The 18,189-nt window shown below is 63.1% G+C and carries 12 protein-coding genes and 4 pseudogenes; 6 read left to right on the forward strand and 10 right to left on the reverse strand.

What is annotated here, in order from left to right; genetic code table 11:
* Window positions 1-100: 100 nt before the first annotated feature.
* Window positions 101-1,755: pseudogene (locus ACTGJ9_RS27735) on the reverse strand (acetolactate synthase large subunit).
* A 962-nt stretch (window positions 1,756-2,717) separates the two neighbouring features.
* Window positions 2,718-3,362: an O-methyltransferase gene (locus ACTGJ9_RS27740; RefSeq protein ID WP_456673672.1), complete on the reverse strand. Its 645-nt coding sequence runs from the start codon at window positions 3,360-3,362 to the stop codon at window positions 2,718-2,720.
* A gap of 470 nt (window positions 3,363-3,832) precedes the next feature.
* On the opposite strand from ACTGJ9_RS27740, the pseudogene ACTGJ9_RS27745 reads away from it, so the two are divergent.
* Window positions 3,833-4,704: pseudogene (locus tag ACTGJ9_RS27745) on the forward strand (GNAT family N-acetyltransferase).
* Between the two features lie 56 nt (window positions 4,705-4,760).
* Window positions 4,761-5,147 (forward strand): ester cyclase, encoded by a 387-nt coding sequence (locus ACTGJ9_RS27750; RefSeq protein ID WP_456673673.1) that lies wholly within the window; start codon window positions 4,761-4,763, stop codon window positions 5,145-5,147.
* Between the two features lie 18 nt (window positions 5,148-5,165).
* On the opposite strand, the gene ACTGJ9_RS27755 is transcribed toward ACTGJ9_RS27750, so the two are convergent.
* The 4 genes from ACTGJ9_RS27755 to ACTGJ9_RS27770 all read right to left on the reverse strand — a co-directional run bounded on the left by ACTGJ9_RS27755 (window position 5,166) and on the right by ACTGJ9_RS27770 (window position 11,516).
* The gene (locus tag ACTGJ9_RS27755; protein ID WP_456673674.1) at window positions 5,166-6,392 is read right to left on the reverse strand and encodes an MFS transporter; all 1,227 of its coding nucleotides are present in this window, start codon (window positions 6,390-6,392) and stop codon (window positions 5,166-5,168) included.
* Window positions 6,393-6,669: 277 nt separating this feature from the next.
* The gene (locus tag ACTGJ9_RS27760; protein ID WP_456678647.1) at window positions 6,670-9,933 is read right to left on the reverse strand and encodes a DEAD/DEAH box helicase; all 3,264 of its coding nucleotides are present in this window, start codon (window positions 9,931-9,933) and stop codon (window positions 6,670-6,672) included.
* 309 nt (window positions 9,934-10,242) lie between these two features.
* Window positions 10,243-10,821, reverse strand: coding sequence for a DUF308 domain-containing protein (locus ACTGJ9_RS27765; RefSeq protein ID WP_456673675.1), 579 nt, complete (start codon window positions 10,819-10,821; stop codon window positions 10,243-10,245).
* Window positions 10,822-10,931: 110 nt separating this feature from the next.
* Window positions 10,932-11,516: a TetR/AcrR family transcriptional regulator gene (locus ACTGJ9_RS27770; RefSeq protein WP_456673676.1), complete on the reverse strand. Its 585-nt coding sequence runs from the start codon at window positions 11,514-11,516 to the stop codon at window positions 10,932-10,934.
* A 75-nt stretch (window positions 11,517-11,591) separates the two neighbouring features.
* Between ACTGJ9_RS27770 and ACTGJ9_RS27775 the strand changes: the two genes are divergently transcribed.
* Entirely contained in the window at window positions 11,592-12,089 is a 498-nt protein-coding gene (locus tag ACTGJ9_RS27775) for a peptide deformylase (protein WP_456673677.1), read from the forward strand.
* Window positions 12,090-12,333: 244 nt separating this feature from the next.
* Here the strand turns inward: ACTGJ9_RS27775 and ACTGJ9_RS27780 are convergent.
* Window positions 12,334-13,216: pseudogene (locus ACTGJ9_RS27780) on the reverse strand (AraC family transcriptional regulator).
* A gap of 234 nt (window positions 13,217-13,450) precedes the next feature.
* On the opposite strand from ACTGJ9_RS27780, the gene ACTGJ9_RS27785 reads away from it, so the two are divergent.
* Window positions 13,451-13,750: a hypothetical protein gene (locus ACTGJ9_RS27785; protein WP_456673678.1), complete on the forward strand. Its 300-nt coding sequence runs from the start codon at window positions 13,451-13,453 to the stop codon at window positions 13,748-13,750.
* Window positions 13,747-14,178, forward strand: coding sequence for a PIN domain-containing protein (locus ACTGJ9_RS27790; RefSeq protein WP_456673679.1), 432 nt, complete (start codon window positions 13,747-13,749; stop codon window positions 14,176-14,178). The genes ACTGJ9_RS27785 and ACTGJ9_RS27790 overlap by 4 nt, the downstream gene beginning before the upstream one ends.
* Window positions 14,179-14,469: 291 nt before the next feature.
* On the opposite strand, the gene ACTGJ9_RS27795 is transcribed toward ACTGJ9_RS27790, so the two are convergent.
* From ACTGJ9_RS27795 to guaA, 3 genes are all read right to left on the reverse strand, one after another.
* The gene (locus ACTGJ9_RS27795; RefSeq protein ID WP_456673680.1) at window positions 14,470-14,904 is read right to left on the reverse strand and encodes a hypothetical protein; all 435 of its coding nucleotides are present in this window, start codon (window positions 14,902-14,904) and stop codon (window positions 14,470-14,472) included.
* Between the two features lie 166 nt (window positions 14,905-15,070).
* Entirely contained in the window at window positions 15,071-15,970 is a 900-nt protein-coding gene (locus tag ACTGJ9_RS27800; RefSeq protein ID WP_456673681.1) for an HNH endonuclease, read from the reverse strand.
* A gap of 69 nt (window positions 15,971-16,039) precedes the next feature.
* Entirely contained in the window at window positions 16,040-17,638 is a 1,599-nt protein-coding gene (guaA, locus tag ACTGJ9_RS27805; RefSeq protein ID WP_456673682.1) for a glutamine-hydrolyzing GMP synthase, read from the reverse strand.
* Window positions 17,639-17,787: 149 nt separating this feature from the next.
* Here guaA and ACTGJ9_RS27810 point away from each other — a divergent pair.
* Window positions 17,788-18,158: pseudogene (locus ACTGJ9_RS27810) on the forward strand (nuclear transport factor 2 family protein).
* The last annotated feature ends 31 nt before the right edge of the window (window positions 18,159-18,189 follow it).

The raw sequence follows: 18,189 nt of genomic DNA on the forward strand, positions 1-18,189 counted from the left end.
CTTGTCGGGAGGATGCTTCGCGCCTGCCAATATATCGTGACACGATATATATCAAGGAATGGCTGGTATGATCCTCCCGGCAATCTTCGAGAATTTTCTCCTATTTTTGTCGCGCGCGCAGCTCGTCGACCAGCACCCGCACGTTCTCCGAATAATCGATCGGAATCGAAACCAGGTGCACGCCGCCCTCCTTGAAGGCGGCGTCCAGCGTCGGGCCAAAGCCGTCGATGCTTGCGATGCGGTGGCCCTTGGCGCCATAGGCCCTGGCATAAAGCGCAAAGTCGGGATTGCCGAACGTCATGCCATAATCGGCAAAGTGATCGACTGCCTGCTTCCAGCGGATCATGCCGTAGGCGTGGTCCTCCAGCACCAGCACGACGAGATTGAGCTTGAGCCGGACGGCGGTCTCCATCTCCTGGCTGTTCATCATGAAGCCGCCGTCGCCGGCGACAGCGAGCACGCGGCGATCGGGATAGAGCATCGCGGCCATCATCGCGGACGGCAGGCCGGCCCCCATCGTTGCCAGCGCATTGTCGAGCAGCAGCGTGTTGGCGACGCGGGTGCGGTAGTTGCGCGCGAACCAGATCTTGTACATGCCGTTGTCGAGCGCGACGATGCCGTTCTCCGGGATGACCTGGCGGATGTCGTGCACGATGCGCTGCGGCGTCGGCGGCCAGCGCGCCTCGGTGGCGCGGTCGGCGATATGGTTGAGGATCTCTTCGCGCAACGGCAGCAGCGCGGCCGCCTGCGGCAGCTTGCCTTCGAGGCGGTCGGCCAAAAGCTCTAGGCTCGGGCCGACGTCGCCGACGACCTCTGCGTCAGGAAAATAGACCATTTCGACGCTGGCCGAAGTGTAGCTGACGTGAATCACCTTTGGCCCCGATGGCCCCATGATGAAGGGCGGCTTCTCGATCGGGTCATGGCCGATCGCCACGATCAGATCGGCGGCGTCAATGGCATCGTGGACATAATCGCGCTCGGACAGGGCCGCGGTGCCCATGTAGAGATTGGTGCCGCCGGGAACGGTGCCCTTACCCATCTGCGTGGTGAAGAACGGAATGCCGGTCCGCCGCACGAAGCTCGCGATGCCGTGCGTCGAGCGCGGCCGGCTGGTCGCCGCGCCCATCATCACCAGCGGACGACGCGCCGCCAAGATCATCTCCGCGGCACGGTCGAGCGCGGCGCGGTGCGCAACGGAATCTCAATCGGATGGAGCGGAATCACGGGGACGGAAGGCACCTCATCGCCCGCGATGTCCTCAGGCAGTTCGAGGTGCACCGGACCCGGCCGCTCCTCCATCGCCACGCGGAAGGCGTCGCGCACCACGGTCGGAATCGAGGAAGCGCTGATGATCTGCCGCGAGAGCTTGGTCAGCGGCTTCATGGTCGCGACCACGTCCACGATCTGGAAGCGCGCCTGCCGGCTGCTCATGATCGGCTTCTGGCCGGTAATGAGGATCATCGGCATCGCGCCGAGATGTGCGTAAGCCGCGCCGGTCGACAGATTGAGCGCGCCGGGGCCAAGCGTGGAGAGACAGACGCCGGGCTTGCCGGTGAGCCGGCCATGGGTCGCTGCCATGAAGGCGGCCGCCTGCTCGTGGCGGGTCAGGACCAGTTCGATTTTTGACGTGCGCAGAGATTCGACGAGGTCGAGATTTTCCTCGCCGGGCACGCCGAAGATGCGATCGACGCCTTCGTTTTCGAGCGCTGCGACGAACAGGTCCGATCCTTTGACTTTGCGTTCCTGCTCGCTCATGTCGCCTCCGCTCGTTGCCAGCTCCCATGTTCCGGGAGCGGAAGCATGGTAGCCAACTGCAGCACCAGCACAACTCACAAACCGGCGCGCAGGTCGATTCACATCGTCGATGCGAGCGCAGCGCCCGCAATGACGGGGTACCGAGAGACCACATTGGTCGCTCTCGTGTCCCGGAGGCGCGGCAGCGTTCTTGCGCTGCTGCGCAGAGCCGGAACCCAAGAGGCCGCACAGCATGCCGATGTATGGGCTCACCTCGGCTCTGCAGCGCATCACTTCGTGCTGCGCAGCGTCCGGGGCACGAGACCTTTGTGCAACGATAAATACGGCTTCGCATCCTCGCGGCTCATCTCGCTCGAGTCTTGCTTCGTCGCCTTGCCCTCATTTGAATGAGGGCGCAGGGAAGACCGGGTGCCGGCTGGCACCCGCGGTCCACTGTGCGAATTTGCGCTACGAAAAAGCTGCACAGCGGCATACAGGTGAAGCCAAACAACCGGCCTTCCCTGCGCAGTGGCTTTACGGCTTATGTCGCGCTCTCCCCGGGGAGCGATGCACTATTGCCCCCGTCGCCTTGCGGATGACTGATACGCATGTCCGGTTGGACACAACGCATCACCGCAAGCCTTGGCGCACAGACCCGGGGCGCCAGGACCACACGATTTCGCCGTACGCAGGTCACCCCGGTCGTGTGCGCGACGCTTTTGCTCACGGTTGCCCGCCCTGCAAAACCCTTCGCGCCGACGTGACCCGCGTCCACCGCCATCCGGCCCGCGTTCGTGACGATCGCGATACGCCCCTCTTCCTTGGGCCGGGTTGCGCGACACATACGCCGTTTCCGAATTTCGGTAAAGTGGTATATCTTTAGCGATGCGGATTGACCGAGTTTGGGTGTTTTGCCCGTCAGGCAGCGCAAGGTGTAGTCTTGTAGCCCGGGTTTCGCTGCGTTCCGTCCGGGCTACGGGATTTTACCTGATCTTCAGGCTGAGCTCCGTGCCGCCCTTGAGCGGCAGCGTCATCGAAACGAAGCCGTTTTGGGGATCACGGATGAAGGCGAGGTAATCGGGTTCGGCATTGTCGTTCATGACATAACCGCCGACGAGAAGCTGCGGCGCGACGATCTCGATCACCTCGCGTGCCAGCGACGAACCACCCTCGCCCGGCCAGCCGTCGATCCGGACGAAGTCGACGGGGTCGCCGAGATCCCGCAGCGTCTTGCGTGCGTCGCCTTCGCGGATCTCGGCATAATCGGCAAGCCCCGCTTCTGCGAGATTGCGCCTTGCGGATTCAACCTTGGCCGGCACGATCTCCGAGCCGATCACGGTGCCGCCGCCATTGTCGCGGATAGCCGCCGCAAAATAGAGCGTCGACATCCCGACCGAGGTCGCGAACTCCGCTACGCGCGTGGCACGCAGGCCGCGACACAGCAGGTAGATCAACTCGCCCTGCTCCGGATGGATCGAAAAGCCCTGCTCGGCATAGGCGTGAGGGTCGCGGCTGTTGAAGGCGCTGCGCGGTCCCCCGCCGGAAGGCCGATGCCGCGCGCCCTGCAGGCGCGCGATGACGGCGTTGACACGCGGATCTTGAATCGGGCTGTGCAGCCGATCGGTCATGTCTTGCTTCCCTTACGTCACTTGTTTGCGATAGTCTGGATGCAAATCACGGGTCCGTGATCAGGCGCCAACCGCGAGCAGCGATGTAAGCCGCTACTCGGCAGCCTCGCAGCGGGGAACGCCCTGCTCGAGCTGGAGAATGTCGTCGAAGCGAGGTGCGCGAATGTCCGCTATTGCAATTGCATGACCCCAAGACGTTTGAAGCCCGCTGCCTTCGTCTGCCCGCCGCCACCAAGGTGGTGCAGTGGGAAGGCACTGACGCGCCAATCACGGAATGCCCTTGGCCTCGGCTAGAGCTTCGCCTCGCCAAAAAAGCGTCCGACCCAGTCAACGAAGCGCATGGTCTCGACGCGGTCCATCGCCGATTGTTCAGCATGGCCGAAAGGTGATGGCAAGAGCCGCCGGAGCGCGTGGTGCAATTGATCCCGGCGGCGATTGACGGCAGATTTATCTCTGACTAAAGTCAGATAATGCTCGATCCCGTCTCCCGCATCCGCCGCTTCAACCGTGCCGTGACCTCCGCCGTCGGCGCGCTGGATAATTCGTTCCTCGGGCGCGGCCGGCCGCTGGGCGCGGCGCGCGTGCTCAATGCGATCGGACAGGGACGCTCCGACGTCAGCGAGGTCCGCGACTATCTCGGCCTCGATTCCGGGTTAATGAGTCGGCTGTTGCGCAGCCTTGAAGACGAAGGCCTGATCGAGACCCAAGCGCATGAGGACGATGCGCGCCGCCGCGTGGCCCGCCTGACCCGCGCCGGCAAGCGCGAATTCGCGGCCTATGAGGCGCTGTCGAACACGCAGGCCGAGAGCTTCCTCGCTCGCACGGCGCAGCGCGAGGCGCTGCTCGCGGCGATGGACCTGATCGCCTCGGCGCTGACGCGCGATCGCATCGCGCTCGCCGAAATGGACCCACGCAGTGACGAGGCGCGCTATTGTCTCAGGGAGTATTACGACGAGCTCGGCCGGCGCTTCAAGCAGGGCTTCGACGTCTCGCTGTCGCGCGACCCTGATGCCAAGGACATGCGCCGGGCGCGCGGCAGCTTCATCGTCGCGATGTCGGACACGCTGCCGATCGGCTGCGTCGGCCTGAAGGAACGGATCACGGCTATGCCGAGATCAAGCGGCTGTGGGTCGCACCGTCTGCGCGCGGATTGGGGCTCGGCAAGCGTCTGATGGATGCCGCCGAGGATGCCGCGCGCACGCTCGGCATCGCGCTGCTGCGGCTCGACACCAACAGCGCGCTGCCGGAAGCCGGCCGGCTCTACCGCACCACCGGCTGGCGCGAGATTCCGCGCTTCAACGATGATCCGTATCCGGATCTGTTCTTCGAAAAGCGCCTGTGAGCGGCGGGCCGATTCCCCTGCTCCCGCGTTAGGCTGGGAGCCAAGGGAATATCGACATGACGCCAGCCGAACTCGCCAATATCTATCGCAACTACATCGCCTGCCTGAATCGGCAAGATTGGCCTGCGCTCGGCCGATTCGTGCACGACGAGGTCGCCCACAATGCGCGGCCGCTCGGGCTCGCGGGCTACCGCGCGATGCTGGAGCAGGATTTTCGCGCGATTCCGGATCTGCGCTTCAACATCGAGATGGTGATTTCCGAGCCGCCCCACGTCGCTGCCCGGCTCAGATTCGATTGCGCGCCTGTCGGGACATTCCTCGGGCTGGCCGTCAACGGCAGGCGCATCTGCTTCTGCGAGAACGTGTTCTACGAATTCCGCGAGGGAAGAATCCGGCAGGTGTGGTCGATCGTCGACAGGGCGGCCATTGAGGCGCAGCTCTGAGGCTGCGCCTCATTCTCCTCATGCCGCCACCGGTGCCGGCGCCGGTTCGGCTTGCGGCTTTGGGAACGGCCGGAACGTCATCGCCATCAGGAAGGCGCCGAGGCCCGTCGCCCAGGAGCCGATATAGAGCCAAGCGTAGCTGGAGAATGCATCGTAGATCAGGCCGCCGGCGAGCGGGCCGGTCGCCATGCCGAGGCTGCCGGCCATCGCCGTGCCGCCGATCACCGTGCCCATCATCTTAAGCGGAAAGTTTTCGCGGATGATCACCGCATAGAGCGGCATGGTGCCGGCATAGATGAAGCCGAACACCGTCGCGACCGCGTAGAAGGTCGTGAGCTCGTGGGCAAAGACATAGGCGAGCGCGCCGAACGCTTGTGCGAGCAGGCCGGAGACCAGCACGCGCTTGGCGCCGAGCCGATCGCCCATCAGGCCGAAGGCGATGCGGCCGCCGAGGCCGGCCAGTCCCTCGACGCTGTAGATCGTCACCGCCGCGATCAGCGGAATGCCGCAGCTCACGGCATAGCTGACGGTGTGAATGATCGGACCGGAATGGGTGGCGCAGCAGAAGAAATTGGTGGCGAGCAGGATCAGGAATTGCGGCGAGCGCAGGGCTTCGCCCACCGTCAACTCGGATTGCGGGCCGCCCTGGCCGGCCACCGCGACCGGCGGACGCGCCAGCGCCGGCGGGCGGCGGACCAGGAGCGCGACCGGAATCATGATGACAGCGACCACCAGCGCCACGATCTGCATCGCGGTGCGCCAGTCATGATGGGAAACCAGCCAGGCGGCGAGCGGCGCCATCGTCATCGGTGCCACGCCCATGCCGGCCGACACCAGCGAGACCGCGAGGCTGCGGTGAGTGTCGAACCAGCCGGTGACGGTCGCCATCATCGGCGCGAAGATCGCGGCGCAGGAGGCGCCGACCAGCAGGCCGAACACGATCTGGAACACGATCAGGGAGGTCGCATGGCTCGCGGCGAACAGGCTCAGCGCCAGCACGATCGATCCCGTCAGCACCACCGGCAGCGGACCAAACTTGTCCGTCAGCGTGCCCCAGGCCATGCTGGTGAAGGCCATCGCGAGAAAACCGATCGTCATCGCGCTGGAGATGCCGGTCACCGACCACCCGGTGTCCTTGGCGATCGGCTGCAGGAACACCGGCAGCGAAAACATGCCGCCGATCGCGACGCAGCCGAGCAAGCCGCCGGCGGCGACGATCACCCAGCGATAAGAGGAAGCAGTCATCTTTGTCTCCCGTCAGGTCTGTCTGGGTGGAAGACGAATGGAAATGGCGAAGGCAGACAGGCGGCGTGATAAAATTATGCCCCGCAAACGATATGCCGCCAAAGCAAAATGCCGAAACAACCCCATGCACAGTAGCGGGCCGTTGCCGGATCAATGACTTACCGGCGGCTGACGATGCGAAACCGCAATATGACCCGTCGGGGCAAAACACCGGCAATATGCCATCATCCGGTGGAACTCGATCGTGTCGTCCCGGAGGCCTCGACGCTGCGGCCGGTTAGGCGTCGAACAACGCATTCACATCGCTCTCCGTGAGGGCCGACGCGATCCCGCCGTCACGGTCGAACAGGCCATCGGCGAGCGCGCGCTTTCTGGATTTGAGCTCGTCCATCTTTTCCTCGATCGTTCCGGTGGCCACCAGCCTGTAAACGAAGACGGCCTTGTCCTGCCCAATCCGATAGGCCCGATCGATCGCCTGTTCCTCGACTGCCGGATTCCACCAGGGATCGAAAATAATGACGGTATCTGCGGCAGTCAGATTGAGGCCGACACCGCCTGCCTTCAGGCTGACCAGGAAGATTTCGGCCGCGCCGTGCTGAAAGGATTCAATCGCCGTCTTTCTGTCCTTGGTTTGACCAGTGAGAATGCTGTAGCTCAGGCCCGCCGTGTCGAGGCGCTTCCGGATCAGATCGAGCATCGACGTGAATTGCGAGAAGATGATGATCTTGCGCCCCTCGCTCAGCAACTCCCCCACCATGTCGATCAGGCGATCGAGCTTGGCTGATGGTCGTTCGACGCCGTCGTCCAGTTTCAGCAATGCCGGATCGCAACAGGCCTGCCGCATCCGAAGCAGGGCTTCGAGCACAACGATGTGGCTCTTGGCAAGGCCCCGCTTTGCGATGGCCTCGCGAACCTTGCGCGACATCGCCAGCCTGATCGAATCGTAGAGATCGCGCTGCGGCCCTTCCAGCGTGATGGTCTCCACCATTTCGCTCTTGGCCGGCAGTTCGGTCGCCACCTCCGTCTTGGTCCGTCGCAACAGGAAGGGTTTGACGCGCTGCGCCAATGCTGCGGTCCGCGGCTTGTCGGCGCGCTTTTCGATCGGTGTGCGCCACTGGCGCGAAAAGGCCGCCTTGTCGCCGAGATAGCCGGGGTTGACGAAGCTCATGATCGACCAGAGTTCGCCGAGATGATTTTCCATTGGCGTGCCCGTGAGACAGAAGCGATGCTGCGCCTTCGTCTCGCGCAGAAATCGCGTGGTGGCGGCATCGGGATTCTTGACCGTCTGCGCCTCGTCCAGAACGGCCATATGCCACTCGCGCGCCAGCAGAATTTCGCGGTCCCGCGCGATCAGCGGATAGGTGGTCAGGACCAGATCGTGCTCTGCGATGGCAGGAAATTTTTGCTTGCGATCTGCCCCATGCAGGACGAGGACCTTCAGCTCCGGCGCAAATTTCTGCGCTTCGGCGGACCAATTCGTCATCAGGCTGGTCGGCGCGACGACCAGCACGGGATTGGCGAGGTGACCTCGGGCTTTCTCCAGCGCGATGAGGGCCAGGATCTGGACGGTCTTGCCCAGACCCATGTCGTCGGCGAGGATCCCGCCCAACCCGCTCTCGCGGAGCAGATCGAGCCATGCCACTCCCTGCGCCTGATAAGGCCGGAGCGTGGCACGAAAGGTCGGCGGCAGTTCCGGCGCGCTCAATCCTCGCGCCTGGAGCAGGCCCGCGAGGCAGCGAAGACTGTCGGCTCCCTGAAAGGCGAAGCGCTCGTTCTCGACGCCAAGCAACGGAACGACGTCCGCGCGCGACAGCTTGATCCTCCTGGAGGCGCCTCCGAAAGCGCCGCTCATGTGCAGGCCATGCAGCGCCAGCACGAGCGGCAGGAAGCGATCCGCAGCCAGCGCGACGTGCCGGCCGTCGGCCAAAGGCAGCAGGAAACGCTCGCCCTTGTCCGCGAGTGCGGTCAGCAGTTCGGGGCTGAAGCCGGGCTCCGAAACCAGCGCGGCCAGGAGCGGCGCGAGATCGCGCCGCTCGCCTTCGATCTCGATACCGAGTGACAGTTCGAACCAGTCGATGCCACTGGACTCCAGCACCGCATCGAATTCGCCTGACGACTCCGCCATCCGGAACGGAAAATCGTCGTCGATCAGGATATCGAATCCCTCTGACCGCAACTGCCCGGCGTGCAGCGCGAGAAAATCGAACCAGCCGCGCTGGTCGCGCAGCGTCAGATCCGTGGCATGGCGATAGTCGAGGATCGGAAGCGCCGACCTCGCTTCGGTGAGACCGGCGTCGGCGAGGCGCTTGCGTGCCTGCTTTTCCTTCGCCTGGCGGCGTGCGATCGCATAGACCTGCCCGCCTTGGAACACTTCCAGCCGGCTTGCCCGCTGGCTCGGATCGATGTCGAACCCACCGTAGCGGAAGCCCAGGCTGGCCACGCCGGCGGGACCCGGCCGTTCGTTCTTGCTGTGATAGTAATAATAGCTTGAACCGACATGTCCCGGCTTCAGCCGCAGCACGGGACGCGGATCTTCGTCGATGAGCACAGCAGCCGCCGGCGGCACCGGCAGCAGGCCGTGGTGAAGCTCGGGCAATTTCTGACTCAGCCGGCGCGACACCTCTTCGAGTTGCGCGCGGGGAATGGAGGGTGCAGCCAGGAACTGGCAGGCGAGCCGAGGCGGCAGGCCGAGCTGTATCGGCCCGATCACACCGCTGGCTTCGTCGACATAGACCGGCGGTTCGGCATTGAGAGCGACCGCCCCTGATACGACGAGGTTCGGTGCAACGCCTCTGGTCCCCGGGCGCCACTCGATCCGGCCCTCGCGCGCCTCGCCCCAGTTCAGCGGCGCCCGCTTGTGGTCAAGCCAGAATGCGCGGCCCGTCGCGACGATCCGATGCAACAGCTCTTCCGGACACGGCCCTTGAGTATAGGAGTTGCGGATGCGGCCGTTTGCCTCCGTGATGATGTCGATGTCGACATCACGGAAGTATTTCGGCGCCCGTTCCGGCTTGAATTCGTGCAGGTTGGGACTGGTGTAGTTGCCGGCAAATTCTCCACCCTTGCGGAGCCGGACCGACCGCAGGGTTATCGCGAGGTAAGGCATCGGGTCGTCCGACGGCTGCAGGCAATACAGCAATCGCTGGCTCTCGTCCGCGGCATGATCGCTGCTCCGCGCCGCGCGGCCGACAGTGTCGATCCAGTTGTTGACCTCGAAACCCAGGACCGGCGGAGCCGACGGCGCTTGCGCCTTGGCAGGCTTGGCGGCCTGCGGGAGTGGCACCGGCGGCAGCGCCGACGGCTGCTTTTCGCTCAGCGCTTCGAGCAGGGTCGCCGCGACATGCTTGCAATTGAGGGCCATCGGACAACTGCAATCGCCATCGATGTCGGTGAGCGTGCCGTGGTCGAACTCGAGCTGGATGTCGACGCGATAATTCCTGGATTCGCTGCCTCGCACCCGGGAACTGACGTGGGTCAGGTCCTCGCTGACGTCCACCGCCGAAACGCGACCCTGCGCCTGATAGGCATGCGCCTTCTCCATCGCCGAGCGGCTGAAATAATTATAGATTTCTTTTCGTTTGAGAACGTCCGAGAGCACTTGCAGCGATTCCACGACCCAGATTGTCGGCGGGAAGCATAGCCGTTTCGGGCGGAGCGTTGTAGTCTTCGAACGCGCCGCCGATGCCGGCGCGCTGCCTATGCCCAGATTTCGGCAAAGCCCCGCATGAGATCGGACGTCCACCAAGACGCCACGCCGGTCCAGGAAAATAGCGGTTGGTGATCCGGAACTCGATGCTCCAAGCCAAGATGTGCCTTCGCCTCGGCAAACGCATGATCAAGCGACGCAGCGCTACGTCACGGCGCGCCGGCGCCAGTCGCTGACAGTGAGCCATACGGCCGAGACCAGGAAGTAGACCGCACCGACCGCGGCATAGCCCGCGACATTCGCGATCGACGGCACCGCGGGCGTCAAGGCCTGCGCGATGAAGAAGCCGCCCGCGAGCGCCGACTGACCGCCGCTGAGCACCATGGCCCATTGCGCGCCGAAACTTTTCCAGCGCCGGATCGCCGTCCCCAGCTGGAGCAACCCGGCCAGGATCGCCCAGGCACCGAAGACGCCGAGCACCCAGTTCATGCTCGTTTGCAAGGCGACGATGACCGCGATGGTGGTCGCGAGGCTGACCACAACGTTCAGCGCCTGCGTGCGATTTTGCGTGAGGCCGCCACTGCGCAAGGCGTCGACGAAATTGGCGGCGGCGTCCGATGCCGGATAGAGCACGAGCAAGGCGCCGGCCACGGCTGGGGACGACGGCGCGACGGCAAACGCGGCAACGACCCAGGCGACGGAGAATGCCGCGCGGAGGACGTAGTATTGCTTGAGCCATTGCTCGCGATCTGTGCGAACGAGATCCATTTGAAGATGAGCCATCGCTTTCAGTCCTTTACCTACTAGTTGGTAGTTCTGGCACAGCAAAATGCCTTCACCCGATCCCTGCGGGTGCCGTTGTCGTCTTGCAGATATCGTCTTGCCGATGTCTCTCAGTGTTTCGTGGACAGCCGATCCAGCAGCGGAGCGGTAATCACACCGAACATCTTTGGATCGCCGTAAGCGCGCGCCGACAGCATCGCGCCGTGAATGGTCGCCATGAATCCTTCGGCCTCCACCCGGGCCGTGCCGGAGAGCTTGAGCTGCCCCTTCCGCTTGCCGCGCTCCATCACCGAGGTCAGCCAGGACGCCAGGAAACGGAAATGCGAGCGGACTTCGAGCGCGACCTCGTCCGGCAGGATCGGAAGCTCGCTGGCCAGCAGCGCGCAGACGCAGAAGGGCGCCGTCGCATCAGTGATGCACGCTTCCCAATACCCGACATAGCTTTTGAGCTGCTCGCGCGGGTCTGGGATGTTGCGGTCAAGCGCCGCAAGCCCGGCCTCGGCTTCCTCGCGATAGCGCGACACCAGGGTGCGAACGAGGTCGACCTTGCTGGCGAAATGGTGGTGGATGCTCGGCTTGCGGATGCCGACGATTTCGGCGATGTCGGCATAGCTGAAGCCATTGTAGCCGCCCGCGATGATCAGCGTGCGGGCGCTGGCCAGGATGTCGTCGGCGGTCGAGGAAACATTGGTCATGGAAGTTAACTACCTTCCAGTTGGTAGGGCGTCAAGCACGGGTGCTTCACCCCCCGTGAGTGGTAGCAGCGTTCAATGACCATTCGCCCGATCGTCCGCTATCCCGACCGCCGGCTCGCCATGCCCGCCCGCCCCGTCACCGCTTTCGACGACGGCTTGCGTGAGCTGGCAGCCGATCTGCTGGAGACGATGCGCTCCGCGCCCGGCATCGGCATCACCGCGCCGCATATCGGCGTGCCCCTGCGCGTCGTCGTGCTCGAGCTCGACCCCAAAACGGCTCCGCAGACCTACGTCAATCCCGAGATCGAATGGGCCTCGCCGGATATGATCCTGCACAAAGAAGGCAGTGTCTCGATGCCCGGCGTCAGTGACGAGGTGCAGCGTCACGCCCGCGTGCGGATCAGCTATCACGACCTCGGCGGCACCATGCGCAGCGAGGAGTCCGACGGCTTGCGCGCCGTTTGCCACCAGCACGAGATCGATCAGCTCGACGGCCTGTTCTGGATCCAGCGGTTGTCGCGGCTGAAGCGCGAGCGGCTGGTGAAGAGGTTTGAGAAGATGGAGCGGGGTTAGAACGGGAGAGTTCTCCTGCAAAGACCTTCTTCTCCTCATCCTGAGGAGACGCGCAGCGGTCGTCTCGAAGGATGGCCGCAGGCGAGATCCGGGCCTTCATGGTTCGAGGCGCGCGTTCCGCGCTCCTCACCATGAGGGTTTAAAAGCGGACGCTCATTCGGATGGACGATCTTGGCTGGGCGGTCGTGGATAGCGGCCTGTCCGCTTCTTGCGGTCGGAGGGGACAGGTCGTCGTCATAGAGCGCTACTTCAGCGGCAGAAAGACATCCGCAACAGCCTCATGCTCCGGCACCTCCGGAAACAGGCTCAGCCGCTGGCAATAGATCGGGAAATCGCGGGCTTCCTCGCCGCTCGCCGGAAGCCAGTCGCGATAGAAATAGAGCGCGGCGGGCTCCAGATTGTTGGTGTAACCGACCACACGCAACACAGCGCAGCGTCCGCCGGGCATCGCGCCGGCCTTGATCTGTTCGCCATTGGCTTCGATCGGCTGATCGGTGCCGACACAGAGGTCGATGCTATATTCGTCCTGCTGCACCGGACGCCCCTCGGAATGCCAGACAGTGAAGGTCGGATTTGTGCCGGGGTGCAGGTTGGCGGCCTTGCGCCAGGCGATGAAACGGCGGATCGTGTCACCGAGTATCTCAGGGCTCCCCCGATGCTCCATGATCGCCACCCGGGTGGGCGGCACATCGCGGATCGTCACGTCGTCAGTGCTGAAGTTCTTCTGCATGAGCTTGCTCCTGGCATTGTCGAGAGGCCCGAAGGCCGCAAGCCACGGCTCCCAGTCCGGCGATTTCCGGAACGACGACGGCGATTGCCCCAACCGTTGCCGAAAGGCGCGGGCGAAGGCGTCAGGTGCGTCGTAACCGGCATCCATCGCGATGTTCGTGACATCGAGGGCGTCGTTGTAAGCCAGCTGATGCGACGCGCGCTTCAGGCGCGCCAGCTGGACATAGCGATGCACCGACAGCCCGAAGGTCGCCGTGAACTGCCGGTGGAAATGGAATTTCGAGAACGCCGCGACAGCGCTCAAGCTGTCCAGGTCCAGATCCGCGTCGAGATGCCGGTCGATATGATCCAGCAACGCGCCGCATCCGGTCCTGATAGTTTCGCAGTGCCGCCGTCATCGTCCCTCCTCCGTGGCGGCTTGAGTTACACCGGGATGGCTATGATGCGCTCGACCGATCTTGCGGTTTGGCATGGGCGTTTCGTAGGGCGGATGAGCGGAGCGTAATCCGACATCTTGAGCACGGCATGAGGGAAAATGGGGACTACGCGTTGCGGCCGATCCGCCGTTCGCCCGGGCGGCTTGCGGAAACTGTTGTCTCTGGCTATATTACTGGAAATGACCGGAGGACACCATGGGACATTCGCAGAAGCGCGCCATCCGGAATTATCGATCCCGCCTCAGCGGGCGCGGACTGGCCCGCTTCGAAGTGCTTGGCCGGGATGCCGACCGCGACCTGATCCGCTCGCTCGCCCGACGTCTCTCGGAGGATACGCCCGAGGCCACCGAGCTTCGTGCCGCCGTGAATAAATCCATCGCCGGCGAGCCGCCGAAGTCCGGCGGAATTCTTGCCGCATTGCGCCGTTCGCCGCTCGTCGGGGCCGGTCTCGATCTGTCCCGCCCCCGTGACAAGGGGCGCAAGGTCGAGTTGTGATGCGCTATCTCGTCGATACCAACATCATCAGCAACGTCACTAAGCCGCAGCCATCGGACTCGCTCCTGTCATGGATGTCGATGCAGCGCGACGAGGATTTATTCATCGCCTCGCTCACCGTCGGAGAAATCCGCCGCGGCATCCTTGAGAAACCGCGGGGCAAGAAGCGTGACGCGCTCGACACATGGTTCGCCGGGCCTGAAGGACCGCAGGCGCTGTTTGCTGGCCGCATTCTGTCCTTCGACGACAAGGCAGCGCTGATCTGGGCACGGCTGATGGCCGAGGGCAGGACGGCCGGCCGGCCGCGAAGCGCGCTCGACATGATCATCGCCGCGGTCGCCGGTGCGAACCAATGCGTGGTGGTAACGGAGAACGAAAGGGACTTCGCCGGACTTCAAATCGTCAATCCTATGCGCGGCGCGTTCTGATTCAGTAGTCGCGATGGGTAGAGAGCAAAGCGAAACCCATCAATCACGCTCCGTAGTCGCGATGGGTTTCGCTGCGCGCTGCCCATCCTGCGTCCTTGCATCATGAGTCGAACTTCGCGCACGGCGCTCCTCCCCCTCTCGATCGAAGGATGGGTCGCGCGGGAGCAGAAACCCATCAATCGTTCTTCCGTCGCGACGGGATTCGCTAGGCTCTCCCTATCCTGCGCGTTCACGAATTGCGAGACTATGAGGCGAGCCCGGCCTTCGGTCGCGCAACGATGCTGTCCCAATTCACCTCTTCGCTGGTGGCCAGATCGATCTTGAAATAGCTGTCGTGGTGACCGATATACGCTGGAAGCGTCTTATACCCATGGGCACGCCACGCTTCGCGAACCACTGCTCCAGAAGCTCTGAAGCCGTTTCCCCCGGTTCAATCGCCTCATATTTCTCGTCATCATAAATTTCGGAGGGAACGACGACCGTCCGGCCCTTGAGAAACCAGTGCCCCTCCCGGTCGGCAGGTTCGCCATCGGCATCCATTGCCCACAGTCCCACAGAAAATTCATCGCTAAACTGTGACGCGTCGTATTCAATCAGCAGGAAGCTCGTCGTGTCTGCCCATGACAGTTCTGCGATCATTGCCATTTCCATATTCAGTTGAGGCGTGATCTCCCGAAAGTGCCGCCGTACCCGTTCAACGAATTCTTTCTTGTCGTCGTCACCCATGCAACCTCTCCGCTACTATCGACATTGCCTGCTTGCCAGAGTTCGAAGGGACGAGTGGAGCAAGGTGATACATATCAATCTGACCACGATGGGCTTCGCTGCGCTCTACCCATCCTACCTACTGTCCCGTGACGCGCCATTCAAAACTGAGCAAGGCACACGTCGCCTATTGCTTGAAGCAGTGCTCGCGATGCCACTTTAGGAAATGCGGATGCGGGTGATCCGACGCCCGTTGCGGAAAATTCGCTCGGCCTGTCTTGTTGATCATTGATCTTACTCCATCCAGATCGTTCGTCTGGCGCGAGATCAAGATTTCCAGATTGTCCGCCAGGCTGATTAGACCACGATCAAACATCCAGTGCGCTGTGCCGGAAAGGGCGATACCGTTGCTAATGATGTCTGGCCCATTCGCCTCTACCGGTCGGATGTGAGCGGCCGCGACTTCCGCGCGTCCCATTCCATTGATGAGCTTTAACCCGCTAATAGCGCAGCGCTCGTCGTAGGCGCGGAGCACTACACGGCGAAAAACGCGATCGCGCAACACTCTCGATACCGTCAGGCTAATACGGTCACGCTGCTGTTCAAACTTGAACGGCATCTGCGTCTCATTGAGGTCAAGCTGTCGGACGTCTTCATCGCGCCGCGGCAGCAGCGGTGCGCCCTCAGCCAAACCAAGTTCGCATATTTTATTGAAATCATCGGGAGAGATTGGACGGACTGCCGACTGTGCGCGCCCCGAAATTCGTCCCTTCTCATTCAGGACGCCGCGTTCGACAGGACCAGTCAGTCCGTTGAAAGGAACCGGATTTGCAAAATCTAGGTAACTGCCGGGTTCAATCAGAGCAAGATGCATCCCAGACGTACCGGGGTCGGGAATAACCTGTTCAACTCGAGCAATCGCAAAGTAGCCGCGCGTGTCGGCAACCTTGCTCGGTTCATAGTAGATGATCCAATCGCCGATGCATGCTTCGACGCGACGCAGATACTGACTGGGAAACTGATATCGTTCAGCCGGGCTGTCATCGTAGATCGAGTCAGACCGATGGATGAATACCCCAAATCCCATGATTCTTGCCGCGGCGCCTCTCCGGGAAGTAACGACCTAATTCAGTGATATTGAACCTGGAGAGAAGCCCTACTCCCACTCAATCGTCCCCGGCGGCTTGCTGGTCACGTCGTACACCACCCGGTTCACGCCCTTCACCTCGTTGATGATGCGCGTGGCGGTCTCGCCCAAAAAATTCATATCGAACTGGTAGAAGTCGGCGGTCATGCCGTCGGTGGAGGTGACTGCGCGCAGGCCCACGACGTAGTCGTAGGTGCGGCCGTCGCCCATGACGCCGACGGTCTTGACCGGGAGCAGCACGGCAAAGGCCTGCCAGATGTCGTCGTAGAGGCCGTGCTTGCGGATCTGGTCGATATAGACTGCGTCGGCCTTGCGCAGGATGTCGAGCTTGTCGCGCGTGATGTCGCCGGGGCAGCGAATGGCGAGGCCGGGGCCCGGGAACGGGTGGCGGCCGACGAAGATTTCGGGGAGGCCGAGCTCGCGGCCGAGCTTGCGCACCTCGTCCTTGAACAGTTCGCGCAAGGGCTCGACGAGCTTCATGTTCATACGTTCAGGGAGGCCGCCGACATTGTGGTGCGACTTGATCGTCACCGAGGGACCGCCGGTGAACGAGACGCTCTCGATCACGTCAGGATAGAGCGTGCCTTGGGCGAGGAAGTCGGCGCCGCCGATCTTCTTGGCCTCAGCTTCGAACACCTCGATGAAGAGCCGGCCGATGGTCTTGCGCTTGGTTTCGGGATCGGTGACGCCTTCGAGCTCGCCAAGAAATTGCTTCGAGGCGTCCACATGCACGAGCGGGATGTTGTAGTGGTGCCGGAACAGGTCGACCACGGTCTTGGCTTCATCGAGGCGCAGCATGCCGTGATCGACGAACACGCAGGTCAGCTGGTCGCCGATGGCCTCGTGAATCAGCACGGCCGCAACGGCTGAATCGACGCCGCCTGATAGGCCGCAGAGCACCTTGCCTCGGCCGACCTGGGCGCGGATCTTTGCGATCTCCTCCTCGCGGAAGGCGCGCATGGTCCAGTCGCCGGAAAGGCCGGCGATCTTGCGCACGAAATTGCGGATCAGTTTTGCGCCGTCGGGCGTGTGCACGACCTCGGGATGGAACATCAGGCCGTAATACTTGCGCGTCTCGTCCTGGATGATCGCGAAGGGCGCGTTTGGCGAGGTGCCGGCGACCGAGAAGCCCGGCGGCATCTTGGTGATGCGATCGCCATGGCTCATCCAGACCTGGTTCTTGCCGCCTGGTGACCAGACGTCCTCGAACAGCTTGCTCGGCGCTTTCACCTCGACATCGGCGCGGCCGAATTCGCGGTGATGGCCGCCCTCGACGGTGCCGCCGAGCTGTTCCGCCATGGTCATCTGGCCGTAGCAGATGCCGAGCACGGGCACGCCGGAGGCGAAGATCAGTTGCGGCGCGCGGGGAGAGCCTGCCTCATGCACGGACTCAGGGCCGCCGGAGAGAATCACCGCTTTCGGCTTCATCTCCAGAAAGGCCTGCTCGGCCTTGTTGAACGGGACGATCTCGCAATAGACGCCGTCCTCGCGCACGCGGCGCGCAATCAGCTGCGTCACCTGGCTGCCGAAATCGACGATGAGAATCTTGTCATGCGCCGAGGCCACTGAGGGCGTCGACGCGGAGCGGTCGTGCTGTGCTGCTGTCATGGCAAGCAAATACGCGACTAGCCCCCTGCCCGCAACCGCGTGTCGGCGCGCGCCCACATTCTTCTTTGGGCATGGACAAATGGATATAGGTAAGCATTATTGACCTAATTGCCCCCTCTACCGAACCGGGGCCGATCAGGGAGAACGCCATGTCACTGCACCATCAGCCATCGACGCTTGCCGCGCTCGGCCGGACCTAGGTCGAAGCCTGGAACGCGCGCGATCTCGAGCGCGTGCTCACGCTTTACGACGATGCCGCCGTGATGACCTCGGACCGCATTCCGTCGATGGGATTCGGTGCCAGCGGCACCGTGTGCGGCAAGGATGCGCTGCGGGCGTATTGGGGCAAGGCGCTCGGGCTGCTGCTGGAGCTGCACTTTTCCCTGATCGATGTGTTCGTCAGCCCCGACAGCGTCGTGGTGTTCTACGAGAACGAGCGGGGCAAGCGGATCTGCGAATATCTCCGGGTGAACGATGCGGGGCTGTCGTGCAGGGATCGGCGAACCATCTGCCGCATTGAGCGGTGCTCCCTTCCCGTCCTTGCGAGCGCA

Source organism: Bradyrhizobium sp. RDM12, from assembly GCF_051917485.1.
Lineage (GTDB): Bacteria > Pseudomonadota > Alphaproteobacteria > Rhizobiales > Xanthobacteraceae > Bradyrhizobium.

Excerpts from the sequence above, each read along its gene's own strand:
- ACTGJ9_RS27795 (WP_456673680.1), bottom strand. The coding sequence starts at position 14,904 with ATGGGTGACGACGACAAGAAAGAATTCGTTGAACGGGTACGGCGGCAC.
- ACTGJ9_RS27755 (WP_456673674.1), bottom strand. The coding sequence starts at position 6,392 with ATGACTGCTTCCTCTTATCGCTGGGTGATCGTCGCCGCCGGCGGCTTG.
- ACTGJ9_RS27765 (WP_456673675.1), bottom strand. The coding sequence starts at position 10,821 with ATGGCTCATCTTCAAATGGATCTCGTTCGCACAGATCGCGAGCAATGG.
- ACTGJ9_RS27770 (WP_456673676.1), bottom strand. The coding sequence starts at position 11,516 with ATGACCAATGTTTCCTCGACCGCCGACGACATCCTGGCCAGCGCCCGC.
- ACTGJ9_RS27785 (WP_456673678.1), top strand. The coding sequence starts at position 13,451 with ATGGGACATTCGCAGAAGCGCGCCATCCGGAATTATCGATCCCGCCTC.
- guaA (WP_456673682.1), bottom strand. The coding sequence starts at position 17,638 with ATGACAGCAGCACAGCACGACCGCTCCGCGTCGACGCCCTCAGTGGCC.
- ACTGJ9_RS27775 (WP_456673677.1), top strand. The coding sequence starts at position 11,592 with ATGACCATTCGCCCGATCGTCCGCTATCCCGACCGCCGGCTCGCCATG.
- ACTGJ9_RS27800 (WP_456673681.1), bottom strand. The coding sequence starts at position 15,970 with ATGGGATTTGGGGTATTCATCCATCGGTCTGACTCGATCTACGATGAC.
- ACTGJ9_RS27740 (WP_456673672.1), bottom strand. The coding sequence starts at position 3,362 with ATGACCGATCGGCTGCACAGCCCGATTCAAGATCCGCGTGTCAACGCC.
- ACTGJ9_RS27760 (WP_456678647.1), bottom strand. The coding sequence starts at position 9,933 with ATGGAGAAGGCGCATGCCTATCAGGCGCAGGGTCGCGTTTCGGCGGTG.
- ACTGJ9_RS27750 (WP_456673673.1), top strand. The coding sequence starts at position 4,761 with ATGACGCCAGCCGAACTCGCCAATATCTATCGCAACTACATCGCCTGC.